Consider the following 19,651-nt stretch of genomic DNA (forward strand, 5'->3'; position numbering starts at 1 on the left):
GTCGGACAAACGCTTTGTAATTTTCTTCACGGAATCGCGGAGGGACCGCAGTCGGCTCCCCTTGGACTCGGCCATTGCAGCACTGTTTCGATCGCTCGAAACCCTTACCAGATCACGATGCGCGAATCTGTCGCGATTCTATCATCCGCTTCCCACACGGTCAACTGCGCCGCGTAACGGCGCGATGGAATCAGCGCGCGCCGCGCAGCGCGACTCACTCCTTCCCGCCACGCCGGAGTATGACCGGCCGCGCAGAAGCGAGACCCGCATCCGTCGCTCGCCTTCACACCGAAGATGTCACGGCGTTCGCGAGCCGACGGACGGCATCGCCGACATCTTCGGCTCCGAGCACGGCTGAAATGACCGCGACGCCGAATGCGCCGGCCCGCCGGACTTCAGACGCCCGCGGCGGCGTGATGCCTCCGATGGCAAAGACCGGAATCCGACACCGACGGCAGGCGTCCTCGAGCGTCCCGATCCCGATCGGCGGTCCGTACCCGCGCTTCGACGGCGTGTCGTAGATCGGGCCGAGCACGGCGAAGTCGGCGCCGTCGGCCTCGGCCCGCACCGCCTCGTCGGCCGAATGAGTCGAGACGCCGATCAACCGCTCCGGTCCCAGGATCCGGCGCGCGGCGGCCACCGGCAGGCTGCTGGCCCGCAGATGCACGCCCGCGGCTTCCACCACGTTCACAAGATCGACGCGGTCGTTGATGAATAATTTCGCTCCACGCTCCCGAGTGAGCGTATGGACTTCTTGTGCGAGTGCGAGAAGCGCGCGCGTGCCGAGGTCCCGCTCCCGCAACTGAACCGCGGACACTCCCGCGTCGATCGCCTGACTGAGCAGAGGAACCAGGGGACGACCGCCGGTCTGCAGGCGGTCGGTGAGCAGATAGAGGCGGAAATCAACGGAAGGCATGAGAGACACGCGAGGTGTCAGGGGTTGGGCGTGAGGTGACATTCCAGCTTCCTCTCACGCCTAACGCCTTACGCTTCACGCTTCACGAGGGGTCACAGCATGCCTTCGATCGGGCTGCTGGCGGTGGCGTACAGCTTTCTGGGGATCCGTCCGGCCTTATAGGCCAACCGGCCGGCATGAACGGCGTATTTCATCGCTTCGGCCATCACGATCGGATCTTTGGCGCCGGCGATCGCCGTGTTCATCAACACCGCATCGGCGCCGTATTCCATCGCCAAGGCGGCGTCTGACGCCGTCCCGACCCCGGCGTCGACGATCACGGGCACGTTCACCGTTTCCAAGATGATCTTGAGATTGTAGGGATTCCTGATGCCGAGCCCGGACCCGATCGGCGCGGCGAGCGGCATGACGGCGGGGCATCCGATATCCACCAGTTTCTTGGCCACGACCGGATCGTCGTTGGTATAAGGCAACACGATGAATCCTTCTTGAATGAGAATCTTGGCCGCTTCGATCAACCCGGCCGTGTCGGGAAACAACGTCCGTTCGTCCCCGATCACCTCCAGCTTCACCAGGTCAGAGACCCCGGCGGCTCTGGCCAAGCGCGCGTACCGTACCGCGTCCTCAACCGTATAACAGCCGGCCGTATTCGGAAGAATCGTGTATTTCTTCGGGTCCAGATAGTCGAGCAAGTTTTCCTTCGACCGATCGGTGATGTTGACCCGTCGCACCGCGACCGTCACCACGTCGGCTCCGGACACCTCGATGGCTTTCTGCGTTTCGATGAAGTCCTTGTACTTCCCGGTCCCGACCCAGAGTCGCGACTTGAATTCACGGCCGGCGATGATAAGCCGGTCACCTCGGTCTTCTGATCGCATGATTTTCACCTGTTCATGTTCGCATTATTAGGTACAGTAACGTTCAGCGTTCAGCTTTCAGCAATCAGCCGTCAGCGCAAATCCCATCCGCTGAGTGCCGACCGCTGATGACTGACTGCTCCCCCTCCGATAAAGCTGATGATTTCCACGCGATCGCCGTGCTGCAACCCGCGGCGTTCGAACTCCTGCCGGTCCACTATCTCAAGGTTCACTTCGACGGCTACCCGATCCGGCCTGATGGCGAGTTCGCGCAGCAAGTCGGCCACCGTTTGCCCGGAATTCACCCTGCGCACCTCGCCGTTTACCCGGATTTCAATGTCTGCATCCGTCATGGACCGTCGTGTAATCCTAGGTGACGCGCAAACCGCTTGTCAACAAACAGGCGGGCTGGAAGGACGACCGACTATCCGCTAGGATAGGGAGCCATTACGACCTTCCACATACGCGTGAAGATCTCCACATCATGTCGGAGAACAACCGTCGGCTCAGTTCACTGTTCCATTCGATCGCGGACCTACTCGCCGCGCATCGGGCGAACCCGTATCGAATCCGGGCGTACCGTCGCGCCGCCGACTCGGTCGCCGCTCTCCATGAAGACATCGCGGACATCGCGCAGCGGGGAGAGTTGAAGGAAATACCGGGGATCGGTCGAGACCTGGCGGCGAAGATCCGTGAATACCTTGCCACCGGCGCGATCCGGTCGTACGAGGATCTGAAAACCCCTTTGCCGGACGAGGTCGCCGATTGGTCAACGTTGCCGGGACTGTCGGAATCGGCGGTCAGTTATCTCTATTTCCGTCTGGGGATTCGGACGCTGGCCGATCTCGAATCCCTGGTCCGGTCCCATCTGCTGCGGACACTTCCCGGCCTGACCGTGCGGGAAGAGGAGTTGCTGAACGCCATCCGGGCGCGCCGACTGGACTGACGCGAACCGGCGGCAGCCTATCCTCGCGCCCGCCTCAGGTGGACGGTCGCAGCTCTTTGAAGATCTTCCAAGTCTTGAGCAACTCGACGGCCTTCTGGAGCTGCACGTCATCTTCCAGGGAAGTTTCCGTGCCGGGGTCTTGGCCGGGGTTCGACCCCCCCGAGCCGTTCTTGCGCGTCGGATCGTCGGGTGTTTTTGGTTGGGGCAGCGATTCTTTGCCCGCGGAGGGCTTCGCTTTGGGGTTCCCCTCCTCCTTCTCGGAGGCCTTGGCCACCGTCGTCGGCTGCGGCTTCACGATGATGTCGGGCGTAATCCCGGTCGACTGGATGGATCGTCCCTTCGGCGTATAGTACTTCGCAGTGGTGAGCCGCAACCCCGATCCGTCCCCGAGCGGCAGAATGGTCTGGACCGAACCCTTGCCGAACGTGGTGGTCCCCACGATGACCGCCCGCCCCCAGTCCTGGAGCGCGCCGGCCACGATCTCCGAGGCGCTGGCTGAGCCCTCGTTCACGAGCACGATCATCGGAGAGTCGTCGATCGGCTCCTTGATCCGGGAAAAATATTCGTCCTTGCGCCCATCGCGCCCTTTGATATAGACGATCAATTTGCCGTTGCCCACGAATTGCTCGGAGACGTCCACGGCCGTCGTCAGCAACCCGCCGGGATTGTTCCGCAGATCGAGAATGGTGGACTGCAGCTTCTGCTCCCGGAACTGCTTGAGGACACGGCTCAGGTCTTTCGCCGTCGATTCCTGAAACTGCGTCAAGCGGATATAGCCGATGTTGTTGTCGATGACCTTGGACTTCACGCTTTCGATTTTGATGATATCCCGGACCAACGTGAACACCAACGGGTCCTGGACGCCGTCGCGCTGGATCGTCAAGCTGACTTTCGTCCCCTTGGGCCCGCGCATTTTCTGCACGGCGTCCATCAGCGTCAGATCCTTGGTCGGCTCGTCGTTCACCTTGGTGATGAAATCGCCGGCCTTGATGCCGGCCCGATAAGCGGGAGTCCCTTCGATCGGGGCGATCACCGCCAGGCGGTTGTCTTTCACCCCGATCTGGATGCCGACCCCGCCGAACTCGCCTTTGGTCTCGACCTGCATCTCCTTGTACATTTCGGGCGTCATGTAGGCCGAGTGCGGGTCCAGTGTGGCAAGCATGCCGCGGATGGCGCCCTGCACCAAGTCCTTGACTTTCGTTTCTTCGACATAGTGTTTCTGAATCTGGGTCAGCACTTCGGAGAAGGTCTTCAACTCCTCATAGGTCTCCGTGGCGTGGCCGGTCCGTTCCCAGCCTTTCCCGATCAGCACACCCATTAAGAGTGCGACCACGACCATTGGCCCCAGATACCAAGATCGACGCCGCAGTTGCTGTTCCATAGTCATGTGTTCCTTTCCCTTGAAGGCTACGGTCGTTTCGCCAACCACAGGAGCGGATCGACAGGTTCCGCTCCTTCGCGCAGTTCAAAATAGAGCGTATTCTCTCCCGTCATTCCGGTATCGCCGGTCTCCCCGATCGTCTGCCCCGCCTCGACCCGTTCGCCGACGCCGGCCAGGATCTTGGAGGCATGGGCGTAGAGGGAAAAAAATCCGTTGGCATGGTCTAGGATAATGACAAGCCCGTACCCTTTCAACCAGTCGGCGTACGCAACCGTGCCGCCCATGACCGCCCGAATCGTACTCCCTTCCTGGGTTCGAATTTCGATCCCCTTGCGCTGAATGTACGTCTCGAAGGTCGGGTGTTTCTGCCGCCCGAAGAACGAGACGACTTGGCCGTCGGCGGGCCAGGGCAGAGTCCCCTTGAATCCCCGAGGCGCCAGCCCCCCGGCGGGCGGGCGGGCCGCCGCCGCTTTGCGGCGTTGCTCCAATTCCCGCAGGAGGCCGTCCACCCGGGCCGCCGACCGCTCCAGCTCTTCGACCGCCCGCTCATACGACTCTTTCTGCTGCGTGATCTTCGCTAGCAGTACGCGCTTTTCCTTCTGTAGCTCCCGGATCTCGTTCAGCTTGCGCTCCGTGCTTTCCTTATACGCCGCCAGTCCTGCCCTGGCCTCGGCGCGCTGACGTTCCGCCTGCTCGGTACGGGCGACATCCGCGCGATAGGTTTTCATCACCTCGTATTCCCGACGGGACACGGCCGACAGGTACTGAAAGCGCCGCTGCAAATCGCCATAGGAGTCGGCGCCGAGCAGCGCCTTGAGATACCCGAATCGCCCTTCGGTATATTGTACACGGAGTCTGGCGAGAATGGCGTCCCGGCGCTCATCGATCCTGGACCGCAGGTCGGCCAACTGCGCGTTGATCTCTTCCAACTCCCGATCCTTTTTTTTGAGCTTGCGGTCGATCTCCTGCCGTTCCTGACGATAGCGCATGAGCCGTTCGTCGAGGGTCTGAATACCCTGCAAGATCGACTCCCGCTGCTTCTCGGCTTCGTCCGCCCGCTTCCGTTTTTCCTCGATCTTACCCTTGAGCTGCTCCAGGGTTTTGCGTTCCCGCTCGATCTTTTGCGTGATGGGATCGTGTCGCTCCTTCTCGGCCGGAAGCGGCGGAGCCGCGATCACCGTCCACGCGAGCGCAATGGCGACCGGAACTGCAGGTCGTAGCCTCACGATCGCGTCTCCCCGAACCTCGACAGCGAGACGAAGCTGCCGGCAAACCCCAGCAGCACGCCCGCCAGCACGAGCAGCAGACAGAGATGAACGGGGAAGAAACTCAACCAGGATTCCACCTTCAGAAAGCGACCCGTCGATTCAACCTGGTGCCGGACGAACTCGAACCCCGCCTTCAAGATCGCCAAGGACAACGCGCTGCCGAGGCCGCCCAGGAAGGCCCCCTCCAGGAGATAAGGAATTCTGATAAACGCCCGCGTGGCCCCGATCAGCCGGAGGATTTCGATCTCGTCTCGGCGCGTGTACAGCGTCAACCGGATCGTGTTGGCGATGATCGTCACGGACGCGGTGGAGAGAATGACGCCCGCGGCGATCGCCGCCAGCTCGATGTGGCGAATGATGCGCGCCAGCGTCTCGATCAAGTCCCGGCTATATTCGACCTGGGCGACGCCGGGGAGCGTCTGGATGCGCTCCGCCCACCGTTTCACCGAGTCCGACGAGCGGAATTGCGGAGCCAACGTGATCTCGAAAGACGCCGGCAGCGGGTTCTGGCCCAACCCTTCCAGCAGATGGGATTCGGACGGAAATTGGGCTTGAAACTCGGCCAAGGCCCGCTCCTTGGAGACGTAGGTCAGCGACGCCACCGCCCGGTCCGCCTTGAGGCGTTGTTCGAGCTCGGACAACGTCTCTCCGGCGAGACCGTCGTCAAGGTAGACCATCACCCTGATGTCTTCCTGGAGGGAGCCCGCGACGGTGCGCAGATTGACGTAGAGCAGCAGAAACACCCCGACGCACGCCAGCGTGAACGCCGTGGTCGCCACCGCGACCACGGTGGTCGTTCGATTGATGCGCACATTGGCGAAAGCCTCTCTGAGGAGATAGAGCGCCCGCCTCATGTTCCGAGCCGCTGGTCCGCGACCAGCTTGCCCTCCATCAGCGTCACGATCCGCCGGTTGACCTGTGCCATGACCTGGGGATCGTGGGTCGCCACCATGACCGTCGTTCCTCGCGCATTGATCAACTTGAACAGCTCGATGATCTCGCTCGTCAACTCCGGGTCCAGGTTGCCGGTCGGCTCATCCGCCAACAGAATGATCGGACCGTTGACGATCGCGCGCGCGATACAGGCGCGCTGCTGCTCTCCGGCCGACAGGCTGCGCGGAAATTGCTCTCTCTTGTGATCCACTCCGACGGCTTTCAGCGCTTCCGTGACCTTGCGCCGAATCTCAAACCCCGCGGTTCCCTGCACCATCAGCGGCAGCGCCACGTTCTCAAACACCGTCTTCTTCGGCAACAACCGGAAATCCTGAAAGACAATCCCTATTTTCCGCCGCAGATACGGGATCTCCGACGCCCTCAACTTGGCGACGTTCCGGCCTTGAACCAAAATTTGCCCTTCATCCGGTCGCTCCGCAGCGATGAGCAGCTTCAACAAGGTCGACTTCCCCGCCCCGCTGGCGCCCATGAGCACCACAAATTCGCCCTTCTCGATTTCAAGACTGACATTGGAGAGCGCCGGCCGCCGGTCGTAGTATTTGGAGACATGGAAGAGTTGGATCATCTTGAAGCCACGGCGCGAGGCGAGTGGCAAGCGGCGCGAGGAGATCTAAAGCAGAGGCTGAACAGCGGCTTTTCTCCGCCACCCCAGGCCCCTCGCCGCTCGCCTCTAGCCATCCATTTACCACCGCAGATCCTCGCCGGGCACCTCGAACGCACTTTCGATGTGTTGGATCTGTCCGTCTTCATGTTCTCCATCCTGCAGAAGCACGACGTCGAACCGACAAGCCGGCTGTCGCAACCGGTGCCGAGCGAGATACTGCGCCGCCAGCCGCACGAGGCGCATCCGCTTCCGCTCATGCACCGCATAGACCGCCCCTCCGAAGGCGGACGTTCGACGAGCTTTGACCTCGATGAAGACCAACACAGGGCCGTCCTGCGCCACGAGATCGATTTCGCCGCCCGAAGACCGAACGTTCCGGGCGAGGATCCGATATCCCTTCCGTCGCAAGTACCGTTCGGCTTCCGATTCGGCATGCTGGCCGAGGCTGCGTCGCCCGTCGTTCATCTCGATCCGTGAGAACCGCCGGCCTCCCGCGCCCGATGCGTCTTTACATTCATATGCGGAGAGCGGAAGTCCGTCCCGCCAGACAGTCCTGGACAGGACGAAAGGTCCGACGATGGATCTCGCATGGCCCGTACTCCGCAAGCAACCGCAGATGCTCCGACGTGCCGTAGCCCTTGTGGGCCAGAAAATTATACTGCGGATAGGCCCGATGATAGTCGGCCATCAGACGATCTCTGGTGACTTTGGCGACGATCGACGCCGCCGCGATGGAGAGGGATAACCCGTCGCCCTTGATGATCGGACGCTGCGGCAGCCCCACGAGCGGAAGCGCCACGGCGTCGATGAGGAGAAAATCCGGAGACGGGTCGAGCGCGCAGACCGCGCGCGCCATAGCCAGCCGGGTCGCCTCCAGTATATTCAGAGCATCAATTTCGCGCCCGCTAGCCGAGCCGATGCCGACGCCGACCGCGCGGCGGAGAATGTCCTCGCACAGTCGTTCCCGCTCGGACGCGGGAACCTGTTTGGAGTCGTTCAGACCGGGGACCCGACAACGACAGGGAAGGATGACGGCGGCGGCCACAACCGGACCGGCAAGCGGTCCTCGGCCGGCCTCATCCAGACCCGCGATGCGGCGGTAGCCGCATCGCCGAGCCTCCGCCTCAAATTCGTCGGTGGGTCCCACCGATGGGATACTCCAGACCGGCAACGCCGGAAACGGGCGGCGCCGCGAGGACGATCGTCGAGTCGAACGCTTTCAGCCCTTGACGGCTGCGACCGGCTCCGGTTCGGCGACGGCTTCTGCGGAGCCGGGGGAACGGGCCCCGCTTCCGGGAGATTTGGATTCCCCCGAAAACTCCCGCTCCTCGACTTTCGCCGTCTTGCCCTTCTTGTGCCGCAGATAATACAGCTTCGCCCGGCGCACCTTGCCTTGACGGACTACATCGATACGCGTGACGACCGGCGAATGGATCGGGAAAATCCGTTCCACCCCGACACCGTATGAAATTTTCCGTACCGTGAAGGTCTCGCTGTTCAACGACCCCTTCCGGCCGATCACCACGCCTTCGAAAACCTGGATGCGTTCTTTTTCGCCTTCGACCACTTTCGCATGAACGCGAACGGTATCCCCGATCTCGAAGTTGGGCACCGTCTTCTTGGTCAGCGATCGTTGGATCCGTTCCAACCGATTCATGGCGCTATCCCTCCTCCCCGCACCGCACCGGCGCCGCTTTGGCGCTTGCGCGGACGATTTCATCAAGCAATCGTTGATCTTCTTCGTTGAAGACTCGGTCCCGCAGCAGGTCCGGACGCTTCAAATAGGTGCTCCGCAAGGCTTCACGCCGCCGCCAGATCCTGATCGCCTCGTGGTGCCCGGACAGCAACACCTCGGGCACGGTCAGTCCACGCACCTCCGGCGGCCGTGTGTACTGAGGATAATCCAACAACGAATCGGCGAACGACTCGTGCGCCGCCGACTCCGGATCGCCCAATACCCCGGGCACCAGCCTGGCCGCCGCGTCGATGATGACCAACGCCGGCAGCTCTCCCCCCGTCAGCACATAGTCTCCGAGCGACACTTCCTCGGGGTTTAACCCCAAGCGAACCCTCTCGTCGATGCCTTCATAATGGCCGCAGAGGAAGACGAGCCGTCGCCGCTCGCCCGCGAGGTTTCGAGCGTAGTCCTGCGTGAACGGTCGTCCCTGGGGCGTGGGCATGAGCACACGAAGGGCGACGCTTCCGTCGCCGGCTTGGCCGTATTCCTCCCGGAGCGCGTCGACGGCGCGGAAGATGGGCTCAGCCTTCATCACCATACCGGCGCCACCTCCGTACGGGACATCGTCGGCAACCTTGTGCCGATCGAACGTATAGTCACGCAGGTTACGGACACGGACTTCCAACAGACCTTTCTCTTGGGCCCGTTTGAGGATGCTCTGGCCCAGTACAGGCGTCACCATCTCGGGGAACAAGGTGAGAATGTCACACCGCATCCTGATACTCCACAAGTCCCTCCATCGGACGGATCGTCATGATCCGGTCGGCGACGTCCACCGACGCCACGACATCCGTCGTCGCGGGAATCAGAACCTCCCGGCCCTGCCGGCGGACGACAAGGACATGGTTTGCGGGCAATTCCCATACCTCTTCGAGTGTTCCCAGGGGTTCGCCCAGTTCGGTCTTGACCTGCATGCCGATGAGGTCATGTTCGTAATATCGACCCGCAGGCAAGGCGGGGCTTTCGCTCCGAGGAATTTGAATCAGGCCGCCGCGAAACGCCGCGGCTTCTTCCGGCGTCGTCAGCGCCTCGAAACCGATGATATATGACCCGCCACCGGTTCGTACCCTTTTCACCGCGGTTGCGAGCACCTGTCCGGACGGCGAGCGCAGAATCGCCCGGGAAAGCGTTTCGAATCGACCGGGAACATCGCTCAACGACCGCACCCGGACTTCGCCGCGAACGCCGAACGGCTTCTCGATTTTGCCGATCGTGACAAGATCCAACGAGTCATTCATCGCCGGCTCCGGCGAGTCGCTGACAATCAACAGCTATCGGTCTTCAGCGTTGATGGCCAAGCGGTGGCCGCTGACCACCTTTTTACGACGCCTTCTTTGCCGCGGCTCGTTCACTTTCGAACTGCTGCCAGACTCCGGAACGACGGAGCAGGGTTCGGACCGTCACGGTCGGCTGGGCGCCCTGTTTGAGCCACTTGAGCACCCGATCCTGCTTGAGTTCCGGCAAGGCCGGATTTTTCAATGGGTCGAAGGTGCCCAAGATCTCCAGGAACCGTCCGTCCCTGGGCATCCGCGAATCCGCCGCCACGACTCGATAGAACGGACGCTTATGTCGGCCGGCCCGCGCCAATCGCAAATGAACCGCCACGTGAATTCCTCCTCGAGATTAGGATTGAAGTAAGATGGCTATCAGACTTCAGCCGTCAGTTTTCAGCGGAGATTCTTTCATGCTGACAGCCGACCGCTGACAACCTGCTCGTGTCACATCGACCGCATCAACCGCGCGAGATGCCGCCGGCTTCCTGCGCCGGTCATCGCCTTCATCATTTTTCGCGCGGTCAGGAACTGCTTCAACAATCGGTTGACCTCCTGCACGCTGGTCCCGCTGCCCCGGGCGATGCGCTTTTTTCGGCTTCCGTTAATAATGGTGTGGTCACGGCGCTCCCGAGGCGTCATGGAATCGATCATCGCGACCACGCGCTTCAATTCCCGCTCCGGCAACCCGTCCTGCGCCAGATCCTTCAACCGCTGACCGCCCGGCAACATGCCGAGGATCTGCTCGAACGATCCGATCCGATTCACCTGCCCGAGCTGCTCGCGAAAATCCTCCAGCGTAAAACCGCCGCCGGTCAGCTTCTTCTCAGCCGCCTCCGCCTGTTCGCGCGTGTAGGCTTCCTGGGCCTTCTCGACGAGCGACAGGACGTCCCCCATGCCCAGAATGCGCGAGGCCAGCCGGTCCGGGTGAAACGCTTCCAGCGCATCCAGTTTCTCCCCTACACCGAGGAACTTAATCGGTTTGCCGGTCACCGCACGAATGGAGAGCACTGCGCCGCCCCTCGCGTCTCCTTCGACCTTCGTCAGAATGACGCCCGTCAACCCGACCCGCTGGTCGAATCGGCTCGCCATGTTCACCGCGTCCTGACCGGTCATCGCATCGGCGACCAACAACACTTCATGCGGTTCCACCGCCTGCTTGACCGCGGCCAACTCGGCCATCAACTCGTCGTCGACGTGCAACCGTCCGCCGGTGTCCAGGATGACCAGGTCGTAGCCCTGGTCACGGCCCCGCTCGACTCCCTCCCGGCAGATTCGCACCACATCGGCCTGAGACGCGTCGGCTTGGTCGAACCGATGGACGTCGACGCCCAGATCACGGCCCAGGATAGCCAACTGATCGCCGGCCGCTGGCCGCCTGGGATCGGCCGCAACGAGCAAGACCCGCCGGCCTTGCTGCTTGAACAGTCGCGCCAGCTTGCCGCACGTCGTCGTCTTCCCGGCGCCCTGCAACCCGACCATCATCACGATCGTCGGCGGAACCGAGGCGAGGCTGAAACCGGATTTCTCCCGGCCCATCATCTCGCGCAACTCGTCCCAGACGATCTTCACCACCTGATGGCCGGGCGTGAGACTCTGCAGCACCTCCCGGCCGACCGCCTTCTCGCGGACCCGGTCGATGAATTCCTTGACGATCTTGAAGTTGACGTCCGCTTCAAGCAGCGCCAGCCGGACTTCTTTCAGCGCCTCCGCGATATTCTGTTCGGTCAGGACACCATGACCGCGGAGCTTGCGAAGAATCTTATCGAGTTTTTCACTCAGCGCGTCGAGCATGAGCAGGAACCGTTGGAGACCAGCTTGGACGATGCGTCCGGTAGGGCTTCGATCGCCTCGAAAGATTTACAAAAAGAGCATCGGGGCAGTCTAAACAACGGCCCGGGAAGAAGTCAAGGTATTCTCTGTGTGAAGGCGTGTCTTCGCCGGCCAAACCGGCTTCGGCGTCGGACGGGAGTCGGGACCTCTCTTGAGCGCGAGGAGCGACCGAAGCCGTCGTTCCTCGGTCGCTTCGCGTGGGACTCGTTCTTCGCACGAGGCCGACCTCGGTCCATTTTATTGACTTCACCCAGGGGTTTCGCTATGGTGCCAGCCGCCGGCTCCGTGCGACTACGCAGACCGAAGCCAGGAGGGGAGGGATGAGAAAGTCACCGTGGGTGCTGATGATCTTTATCCTCGTCGGAGGATTGCTCGGCGGCATTCTCGGAGAGATTCTGCACGTCATGGCCCCGCACGGAGCCATTCAAAACATTTTCTCGACCGCTCTCACTCCCGGAATCAACCCGCCGGTGACGGTCGATCTGGTGTTGCTCAAGATTACGATGGGCTTCACGATCAAAATGAACCTGCTGACGTTCCTGGGTATTTTCCTGGGCATTTACCTCTACAAACAGGTCTGAGTCTCACGGCTTGACCTCGAGCTCTTTCATCCTCAAGGCCCGGATCCGGTTCCGCAGTTCCGCCGCCCGTTCGAACTCCAATTCCTTGGCGGCCGCTTTCATGTCCGCTTCCAGACGCCGGATGAGTTGCTCGACGTCGCGCTCCTCCTGATAGACGGCTTCGGGCTCGGCTGCCAGGTCTCGCGTGAGATAGTCCATCTGAGCCACCGCGTACTCCAGCGACGGGATGCCCTTCTTCACGCTTTCCGGCGTGATGCCGTGCGCCTCATTGTACTCGGCCTGAATCCTCCGCCGCCGCGCGGTCTCTTCGATCGCTAACCTCATCGAATCCGTGACCGTATCACCGTACAGAATCACGCGGCCTTCGACGTGCCGGGCCGCGCGGCCGGCGGTCTGAATCAGCGACCGGTGCGACCGCAGGTAGCCTTCCTTATCCGCGTCGAGGATCGCGACGAGGCTGACCTCCGGAATATCCAGCCCCTCGCGCAAGAGGTTGATTCCCACCAGCACGTCGAACACGCCGCGCCGCAGATCGCGCACGATTTCGGCCCGCTCCAACGTTTTGATGTCGGAGTGCAGATAGCGAACTTTGACGCCCAGATCATGGTAGTACTCGGTCAGGTCTTCAGCCATCCGCTTGGTCAGCGTCGTGACCAACACGCGATTGCCTTTGGCGGCTTCCGCCCGCACTTCGCCCAGCAAATTGTCCACTTGCCCCTTTGCGGGACGCACCTCGATGACCGGATCCATCAAGCCGGTCGGCCGGATGATCTGCTCGACCACCTCCCGGCCGGCATGTTCCAGTTCGTATGGTCCCGGCGTCGCCGACACGTAAATGACCTGGTTCAAGCACCGTTCGAACTCCTCGAATTTCAGCGGCCGGTTGTCGATCGCCGACGGCAGCCGAAACCCATAGTCCACGAGGGTCTTCTTGCGCGAATAGTCGCCTTCGTACATGCCTCCCACTTGCGGAATGGTGGCGTGCGACTCGTCGACGATCAGGAGAAAATCCTTGGGGAAGTAGTCCAGCAACGTCGGCGGCGGCTCGCCCGGCGCGCGACCGCTCAGATGCCGTGAATAGTTCTCGATCCCGTGGCAGTAGCCCATCGCCCGTATCATCTCCAAATCGAAGCGCGTCCGTTGCTCGATCCGCTGGGCCTCGAGCAACTTGCCCTCCTGCTTGAAGAACGCGATCCGTTCCTCCAGTTCCTGTTCGATTCCGCTCAAGGCACGCTCGTAACGGTCCGGCGCGATCAGGTAGTGGGTATTGGGGTAGATCGGCACCTTCGGCAACCTGCCCAATGACTCGCCGGTGAGCGGATCAATCTCGTGAATCGCATCCACCACGTCGCCGAACAGCTCGATGCGCACCGAGACGGCGTCCGAGGAGGCCGGAAAGACCTCGATCACGTCGCCTCGCGCACGGAAGGTCCCACGGTGAAAATCGGTATCGTTGCGCGCATATTGAATCTCCACCAACTTGGACAGGATCTGTTCGCGCCGGATCTCCATGCCTTCTTCGAGATAGAGCAGCATGCCGTGATAGACCTCCGGCGAGCCGAGGCCGTAGATGCACGACACCGACGATACGATCACCACATCGTTCCGCTGCAACAGCGCCGTGGTCGCCGCGTGCCGCATCTGATCGATGGCGTCGTTGATCGACGCATCCTTCGCAATGTAGGTGTCGGTCTGGGGAATGTAGGCTTCCGGCTGGTAGTAGTCGTAGTAGCTGACGAAATATTCGACCGCATTGTGCGGGAAAAACTGTTTGAATTCCTGGTAAAGCTGTCCCGCCAAGGTCTTGTTATGGACGAGCACAAGCGTCGGCTTCCGCACCCGTTCGATCAGGTTCGCCATCGTGAACGTTTTGCCGGAGCCGGTGACGCCGAGCAAAACCTGGTGCTTCTTTCCGGCCTTGACCCCGGCGGCCAATTTCTCAATCGCCTGGCCCTGATCTCCGCACGGCTTGAACGGCGCCTCGAGCTTAAACGGCTGCATATCCCCGATCTCCTCCGGAACCCATCTTAGCAAATCACATGACCCGTGCGCGAACCCGTGGCCATGAAGACTTGTCGCCGGTTGAACTTTGTCCTCCGACCCTGTTCTGTTTATAATGTTCGAACGTGCGCGCGCACGGCGAGAGCGCATAGGGATCGATGAGCGAATCCGAACCGCAGATTCAGCAGGACACCTGGGAAGCCGAGGACGGCGAACCGGCGGGCACCGATATCGCTGAAGAAGGCGTCTTCCCCGAGCCGACCGGGTCATCTTCCTCTCAGGAGCGCGACCACGCCGAAGCGACGACGTCTCTCGTCCCGGTCACGGCGCTGCAACAGTATCTGGCCGAAGTCCGGCGCTATCCCTACCTGACCAAAGAAGAAGAACTCCGGCTCTTTCACGAGTACCGCGTGATGGGCAGCCGCGAAGCCGCCGTCAAGCTCATCCTTTCCAATTTGCGTGTCTCCGTGGCCATCGCCGCCGAATACCTCCATACCGGCGCCGACCATATGGACCTGATTCAGGAAGGCAACGTCGGCTTGATGCAGGCGATCAAGAAATTCGATCCGACCAAAAACGTCCGCTTTTATGCCTATGCCGCCTGGTGGGCCCGCGCCTATATTCTCCGCTATCTGCTGAACAACTTCCGCCTCGTGAAGGTCGGCACGACCCAGGACCAGCGCAAGCTCTTCTACAACCTCAAGAAGGAGAAAGCCAAACTGGAGCGGGAAGGCTTCGTGCCGGACGCCAAGCTGTTGGCGGATCGCCTGAACGTCCGAGAACGGGACGTGATTGAAATGGATCAACGGCTGGGCAGTTGGGAATTGTCCCTGGACCAGCCGCTGGGCGAGGACAAAGACGGCACGCTGCTCGACATTCTGCCCTCACAGGATCAGCCGGCGGACGAGCAAATCGCCGATACGGAACTCAGGGCGCTCTTTCGGCGGAAATTGGCTGAATTCATCAAGACTCTGGACGAGCGAGAAGAGGACATCCTGCGGAACCGCGTCCTGTCCGAGACCCCTCTGACCCTGGAAGACCTCGGCGCCAAATATGGAATCACCAAAGAGCGGACCCGGCAGTTAGAGGCTCGGATCATCAAGCGCCTCCGCGACTACATCAAAAAGGAGGTGAAAGACTTCGATCGGTTACGCGCCTGAGTCTCCCGGACTAATCGCCACCATTCTTATGCAATTTCAACGACTTAGAGTCAAGGACTCACGCGTTGCGGTGGCCGCCAAGAAATTCTGGCCCCGCCCCCTTGACTTGCCTCCGACCGGCGCTATCTCTCCTAGCAAATTTTGCTAGCCGCCGCCTCCTCTGGGGAGGCGGAATCCGCTTTTTAAACAACCGGCTTCAAAAGCAGTAGTCGCGACCAATCGCAGACCAAAACCAACAGGAGGAGGGTGTTCGTATGGCCACGGAGACCAAGGAGAAGGAAAAGAAAGCCTCGACCGCAGCGAAGAATTTTCAGCCGCTCGGCGACCGTGTCTTCATCACATACACGGAGGAGATGGAGCGGACCGCGGGCGGCATTTACGTGCCGGACTCCGCAAAGGAAAAGCCCCAGAGAGGCATCGTGCAGGCCGTTGGGAAGAAGGTCGAGAACGTGAAGGTCGGCGATCACGTATTGTTCGACAAATATTCCGGAAGCAAGCTGCGGATCGACGACGAAGAATGCCTGATCATCAAGGAAGAAGACATTCTGGGCGTGTTCACCAATACCTGAGCCTGGACGTTGCCCCGTCACGCGCGAACCGTTGTCCACAATGACACACTGAGACACACTGAATAATCAACGATAACGACGCAGAGGGAGGATCACGATGGCAAAGCAATTACTGTACAGCGAGGCGGCGCGGGCCGCGATCCTGAAGGGGGTGAATCAGCTCGCCGACGCCGTGAAGGCTACGCTCGGCCCCAAGGGTCGGAACGCGATTTTGGACAAGAAGTTCGGCGCGCCCACCATCACAAAGGACGGCGTCACCGTCGCAAAAGAAATCGAGCTGAAGAACCCGTATGAGAACATGGGCGCCCAGCTTGTCCGTGAAGTCGCCAGCAAGACCAGCGACACGGCCGGTGACGGCACCACGACCGCGACCGTGCTAGCCCAGGCGATCTTCCGCGAGGGCGTCAAGAACATTACCGCGGGCGCCAACCCGATGGAGATCAAGCGGGGCATCGACCGAGCGGTGGAAGCGGTGGTGCAGGAGCTCAAGAAGCTCAGCAAACCCTGCCAGACGAAGACTGAGATTTCTCAGGTCGGCACAATCTCGGCCAACAATGATCAGACCATCGGCGACCTGATCGCCGAGGCCATGGAGAAGGTAGGAAAGGATGGCGTCATCACCGTCGAGGAAGCCAAGTCCATGTCCACCTCTCTGGATGTCGTCGAGGGTATGCAGTTCGACCGCGGTTACATCTCCCCCTACTTCGTCACCAACGCCGAGCGGATGGAAGCCGTGCTCGAAGAGCCGCTCATCCTCATCAACGAAAAGAAGATCAGCAGCATGAAGGACCTGCTGCCGATTCTCGAGCAGGTCGCCAAGATGGGCAAGCCGCTGGTGATCATCGCTGAGGAAGTGGAAGGCGAAGCCCTGGCGACCCTGGTTGTCAACAAGCTGCGCGGCACGCTGAACGTGGCGGCCGTGAAGGCGCCCGGCTTCGGCGACCGGCGCAAGGCCATGCTGGAGGACATCGCGATCCTGACCGGAGGCCAGGTGATCTCCGAGGACCTCGGCATCAAGCTCGAAAACGTGAAACTGACGGATCTCGGCCGGGCCAAACGGGTGACGATCGACAAGGACAATACCACGATCGTCGAAGGGTACGGCGACCCGAAGAAGATCGAGGGCCGCGTGAAGCAGATCAAGTCTCAGATCGAAGAGACGACATCCGATTACGATCGGGAGAAACTGCAGGAGCGGCTGGCGAAGATCGTGGGCGGCGTGGCGGTCATCAATGTCGGCGCGGCCACCGAGACCGAAATGAAGGAGAAAAAGGCCCGCGTCGAGGACGCGCTGCACGCGACCAAGGCGGCCGTCGAGGAAGGCATCGTGCCCGGCGGCGGCGTCGCCTATCTGCGTTGCATTCCGGCGCTGGACCCCCTGGTGAAGGACGTGCCGCCCGAGCAGAAAGTGGGCGTCAACATCGTCCGGCGCGCGCTGGAAGAGCCGATCCGCCAGATCGCGGCGAACGCCGGCGTGGAAGGCTCGGTCGTCGTCGAGAAAGTGCGGGGCGATAAGAACCCCAGCTTCGGCTTCAACGCGCAAACCGAAGAATACACCGACATGCTCAAAGCGGGGATTATCGATCCGACCAAGGTCACGCGTTGTGCGCTCCAGAACGCGGCCAGCGTGGCGGCCTTGATGCTGACGACCGAGGTGATGGTCACGGAGATCCCGGAGGAGAAGAAAGAACCGGCCGGCGCCGGTCATGGTCACATGCACGACATGTACTAAGAACAGAGCGAACGGCTGATAGCGAATAGCCGTCAGCGGTCAGCTTTGGCGGACGGGCCAAGCGGGCACCCGCTTGGCCCGTCGTTTTTCACCCCCGCTTCAGGGCCCGCACGGCCGCCCGCAGCAGGCGAGAGCGGCCCGGCGTAAAGAAGAGTCGGCGGAACATGGCGTTGACGCGTTCCGTGTGGCGGCGATAGTCCGCAGTGAAGCGATCCACGGCTGTCTTTCGGTCGCGTCCGGCGTAGCCGAGCCGGATCGCGCAACGCTGTAACTCTTCTTCGGTCTCCGGCAACGCATGGGTTTGGAGGTCATGCACCATCTGCAGTTTGTGTTCCACATCGCGTAGAAAGACATAGGCCGCCGCCAGCGCCGACTGCTCCGTCGCCGACAACAACCCCAGTTGCCGGAATCGACCCAGCGCTCCCAGAGTGCTGCGGTCCAGAATGCGCGGCAGGACTTTCCCGCATATCACCTGGACCGTTTGGACGAGAAATTCGATTTCCCGAATCCCTCCAATGCCCAGCTTGACATTCCGCCGCTCATGACCGCGGTCGGCCATTTTCCCGTCGATCAGATCTTTGACCGCTCGCACCTCTTTCAGAACAGCCTGGACGTCCGCGCCGCGCTGTGAAGGCTCGGGACCGCCAAGAACGAAGGGCCGCGTGAGGCGCAGAAAGGCGCGCCCGACCTCTCGGGAGCCGGCGACCGGCCAGGCCTTGAGCAGCGCGAGACGTTCCCACACTTCCCCCCTCGTCCGATAGTACCGGGCATAATCCTCCAAGGATCTCGCCAACCGCCCGACTGATCCCTCGGCGCGAAGCCTCAGATCCACACGAAAGACATGGCCTTCCCGCGTCGGAGCCGCAAGCGCCTGCGTCAGACGACGTGCAAGCTGTTCGAAATACTCTTCGTTGGAGAGTTCCTGCCGCACTCCTCGGGCGCTTCCGGCATCGGATGCATACACGTAAATCAGATCGACGTCGGAGCTGTAGTTGAGCTCTCCCCCGCCGAGTTTGCCCATGCCGATCACGGCAAATCCGGTTTCCACCGTCCGTCCCTTGGCGTCGCGGTGCATCGGGACTCCGTATTTCCGTCGCAGGTCCTCCTCGACGATTTCGTATGCAGCCTGGATCAGAACCGCGGCGAGATCGGAGAGGGCGGCGGTGGTGTCCGGCACATCGTCCAGGCCCAGCAAATCGCGCACGCCGATGCGCAACATCTCCCGGCGACGGAACCGCCTGAGGGCTTCCAGCTTGAGCTCGACCGTCGTCAGGTTGGCCAAAGTCCGGCGCAGCGCTTGGTCCAAGGACGCGCGCGTCGGCCGTCTTGTCAGGACCTGCTCCTCTATCAGCCAATAGACGAGCAGCGGATCGCGGATCAGCGTCTGGGCGAGCGAATCGCTGTTGCCGAAAATCACGCACAGAAGATGCAACATGCGGGGCGAGCCATGCAGATATTCGAACAGCGCCGCACGGTTGATGCCGGACTGTAGAAATCGCTCCCAATGATTCAATGCCTGGTCCGGATCGGCGGTCCGCGCAACGGATTCCAGCAGATCGCCCAACATCTTCGCCAAGAGATGCCGCGTGCGGGGTTCTCCGGCCATCGCTTGGATGTTGGCGTCGGCCTGCGCGACATCGGTCAGCCCGTAAGGCTTGAGGATGGCAGCGACTTCGCCGGAATCGAGTCTGGGCGCCAACAGGAGCGCGCTCGGGTCTGATGATCGCGCGTCGAGTTGAGACACCACCGGTCCTGTGCGCAGAGGGCGGGACACCGAAGCCTTCCGTGTCATGCGGCGGCATTATACCGGCGCGGATAGAGACGCACAACGAATCGCCGT

20 protein-coding genes and 1 pseudogene are annotated in these 19,651 nt (G+C 61.5%); 5 read left to right on the top strand and 16 right to left on the bottom strand.

Annotated elements, in window-relative coordinates; translation table 11 throughout:
• Positions 1–283: 283 nt before the first annotated feature.
• The 3 genes from thiE to thiS form a co-directional block, all read right to left on the bottom strand.
• Positions 284–916, bottom strand: coding sequence for a thiamine phosphate synthase (gene thiE, locus AB1555_14160; GenBank protein ID MEW6247838.1), 633 nt, complete (start codon positions 914–916; stop codon positions 284–286).
• 92 nt (positions 917–1,008) lie between these two features.
• Entirely contained in the window at positions 1,009–1,794 is a 786-nt protein-coding gene (locus AB1555_14165) for a thiazole synthase (GenBank protein MEW6247839.1), read from the bottom strand.
• A gap of 71 nt (positions 1,795–1,865) precedes the next feature.
• Positions 1,866–2,126, bottom strand: coding sequence for a sulfur carrier protein ThiS (gene thiS, locus AB1555_14170; GenBank protein ID MEW6247840.1), 261 nt, complete (start codon positions 2,124–2,126; stop codon positions 1,866–1,868).
• 131 nt (positions 2,127–2,257) lie between these two features.
• Between thiS and AB1555_14175 the strand changes: the two genes are divergently transcribed.
• Positions 2,258–2,719 (top strand): helix-hairpin-helix domain-containing protein, encoded by a 462-nt coding sequence (locus AB1555_14175; GenBank protein MEW6247841.1) that lies wholly within the window; start codon positions 2,258–2,260, stop codon positions 2,717–2,719.
• A gap of 34 nt (positions 2,720–2,753) precedes the next feature.
• On the opposite strand, the gene AB1555_14180 is transcribed toward AB1555_14175, so the two are convergent.
• The 11 genes and pseudogenes from AB1555_14180 to ffh all read right to left on the bottom strand — a co-directional run bounded on the left by AB1555_14180 (position 2,754) and on the right by ffh (position 11,729).
• Positions 2,754–4,100: a S41 family peptidase gene (locus tag AB1555_14180; GenBank protein MEW6247842.1), complete on the bottom strand. Its 1,347-nt coding sequence runs from the start codon at positions 4,098–4,100 to the stop codon at positions 2,754–2,756.
• A gap of 26 nt (positions 4,101–4,126) precedes the next feature.
• Positions 4,127–5,326 (bottom strand): peptidoglycan DD-metalloendopeptidase family protein, encoded by a 1,200-nt coding sequence (locus AB1555_14185; protein MEW6247843.1) that lies wholly within the window; start codon positions 5,324–5,326, stop codon positions 4,127–4,129.
• Positions 5,323–6,222, bottom strand: a complete 900-nt coding sequence (gene ftsX, locus AB1555_14190) for a permease-like cell division protein FtsX (protein ID MEW6247844.1) — start codon at positions 6,220–6,222, stop codon at positions 5,323–5,325. Before ftsX ends, AB1555_14185 begins: the two co-directional genes overlap by 4 nt.
• Complete coding sequence (ftsE, locus tag AB1555_14195) at positions 6,219–6,887, bottom strand: cell division ATP-binding protein FtsE (GenBank protein MEW6247845.1); 669 nt, start codon at positions 6,885–6,887, stop codon at positions 6,219–6,221. The genes ftsX and ftsE overlap by 4 nt, the downstream gene beginning before the upstream one ends.
• Positions 6,888–7,004: 117 nt before the next feature.
• Positions 7,005–7,391 (bottom strand): YraN family protein, encoded by a 387-nt coding sequence (locus AB1555_14200; protein MEW6247846.1) that lies wholly within the window; start codon positions 7,389–7,391, stop codon positions 7,005–7,007.
• A gap of 49 nt (positions 7,392–7,440) precedes the next feature.
• Complete coding sequence (locus AB1555_14205) at positions 7,441–8,073, bottom strand: ribonuclease HII (GenBank protein MEW6247847.1); 633 nt, start codon at positions 8,071–8,073, stop codon at positions 7,441–7,443.
• Between the two features lie 180 nt (positions 8,074–8,253).
• Positions 8,254–8,583: pseudogene (gene rplS, locus AB1555_14210) on the bottom strand (50S ribosomal protein L19).
• A 4-nt stretch (positions 8,584–8,587) separates the two neighbouring features.
• Complete coding sequence (trmD, locus tag AB1555_14215; GenBank protein MEW6247848.1) at positions 8,588–9,379, bottom strand: tRNA (guanosine(37)-N1)-methyltransferase TrmD; 792 nt, start codon at positions 9,377–9,379, stop codon at positions 8,588–8,590.
• Positions 9,369–9,902 carry a ribosome maturation factor RimM gene (gene rimM / locus AB1555_14220; GenBank protein MEW6247849.1) on the bottom strand — a complete coding sequence of 178 codons (534 nt, stop codon included), beginning with the start codon at positions 9,900–9,902 and terminating at the stop codon, positions 9,369–9,371. The genes trmD and rimM overlap by 11 nt, the downstream gene beginning before the upstream one ends.
• A gap of 82 nt (positions 9,903–9,984) precedes the next feature.
• Positions 9,985–10,269, bottom strand: coding sequence for a 30S ribosomal protein S16 (gene rpsP / locus AB1555_14225; GenBank protein ID MEW6247850.1), 285 nt, complete (start codon positions 10,267–10,269; stop codon positions 9,985–9,987).
• Positions 10,270–10,382: 113 nt separating this feature from the next.
• On the bottom strand, positions 10,383–11,729 hold the full coding sequence (ffh, locus tag AB1555_14230) for a signal recognition particle protein (protein ID MEW6247851.1): 1,347 nt from the start codon (positions 11,727–11,729) through the stop codon (positions 10,383–10,385).
• Positions 11,730–12,088: 359 nt separating this feature from the next.
• Between ffh and AB1555_14235 the strand changes: the two genes are divergently transcribed.
• Positions 12,089–12,349, top strand: a complete 261-nt coding sequence (locus AB1555_14235) for a DUF4321 domain-containing protein (GenBank protein MEW6247852.1) — start codon at positions 12,089–12,091, stop codon at positions 12,347–12,349.
• A gap of 3 nt (positions 12,350–12,352) precedes the next feature.
• On the opposite strand, the gene uvrB is transcribed toward AB1555_14235, so the two are convergent.
• Positions 12,353–14,350: an excinuclease ABC subunit UvrB gene (uvrB, locus tag AB1555_14240; GenBank protein MEW6247853.1), complete on the bottom strand. Its 1,998-nt coding sequence runs from the start codon at positions 14,348–14,350 to the stop codon at positions 12,353–12,355.
• Positions 14,351–14,508: 158 nt separating this feature from the next.
• On the opposite strand from uvrB, the gene AB1555_14245 reads away from it, so the two are divergent.
• The 3 genes from AB1555_14245 (at position 14,509) to groL (ending at position 17,811) form a co-directional block, all read left to right on the top strand.
• Entirely contained in the window at positions 14,509–15,510 is a 1,002-nt protein-coding gene (locus AB1555_14245; protein ID MEW6247854.1) for an RNA polymerase factor sigma-32, read from the top strand.
• Positions 15,511–15,764: 254 nt separating this feature from the next.
• Positions 15,765–16,079 (top strand): co-chaperone GroES, encoded by a 315-nt coding sequence (locus tag AB1555_14250; GenBank protein ID MEW6247855.1) that lies wholly within the window; start codon positions 15,765–15,767, stop codon positions 16,077–16,079.
• 97 nt (positions 16,080–16,176) lie between these two features.
• Complete coding sequence (groL, locus tag AB1555_14255) at positions 16,177–17,811, top strand: chaperonin GroEL (protein MEW6247856.1); 1,635 nt, start codon at positions 16,177–16,179, stop codon at positions 17,809–17,811.
• A gap of 88 nt (positions 17,812–17,899) precedes the next feature.
• Here groL and AB1555_14260 read toward each other — a convergent pair whose 3' ends face one another.
• Positions 17,900–19,603 carry a hypothetical protein gene (locus AB1555_14260; protein ID MEW6247857.1) on the bottom strand — a complete coding sequence of 568 codons (1,704 nt, stop codon included), beginning with the start codon at positions 19,601–19,603 and terminating at the stop codon, positions 17,900–17,902.
• Positions 19,604–19,651: the final 48 nt, after the last annotated feature.

This window comes from Nitrospirota bacterium (genome assembly GCA_040755395.1).
In the GTDB taxonomy this organism is placed as follows: Bacteria; Nitrospirota; Nitrospiria; order Nitrospirales; family Nitrospiraceae; genus DATLZU01.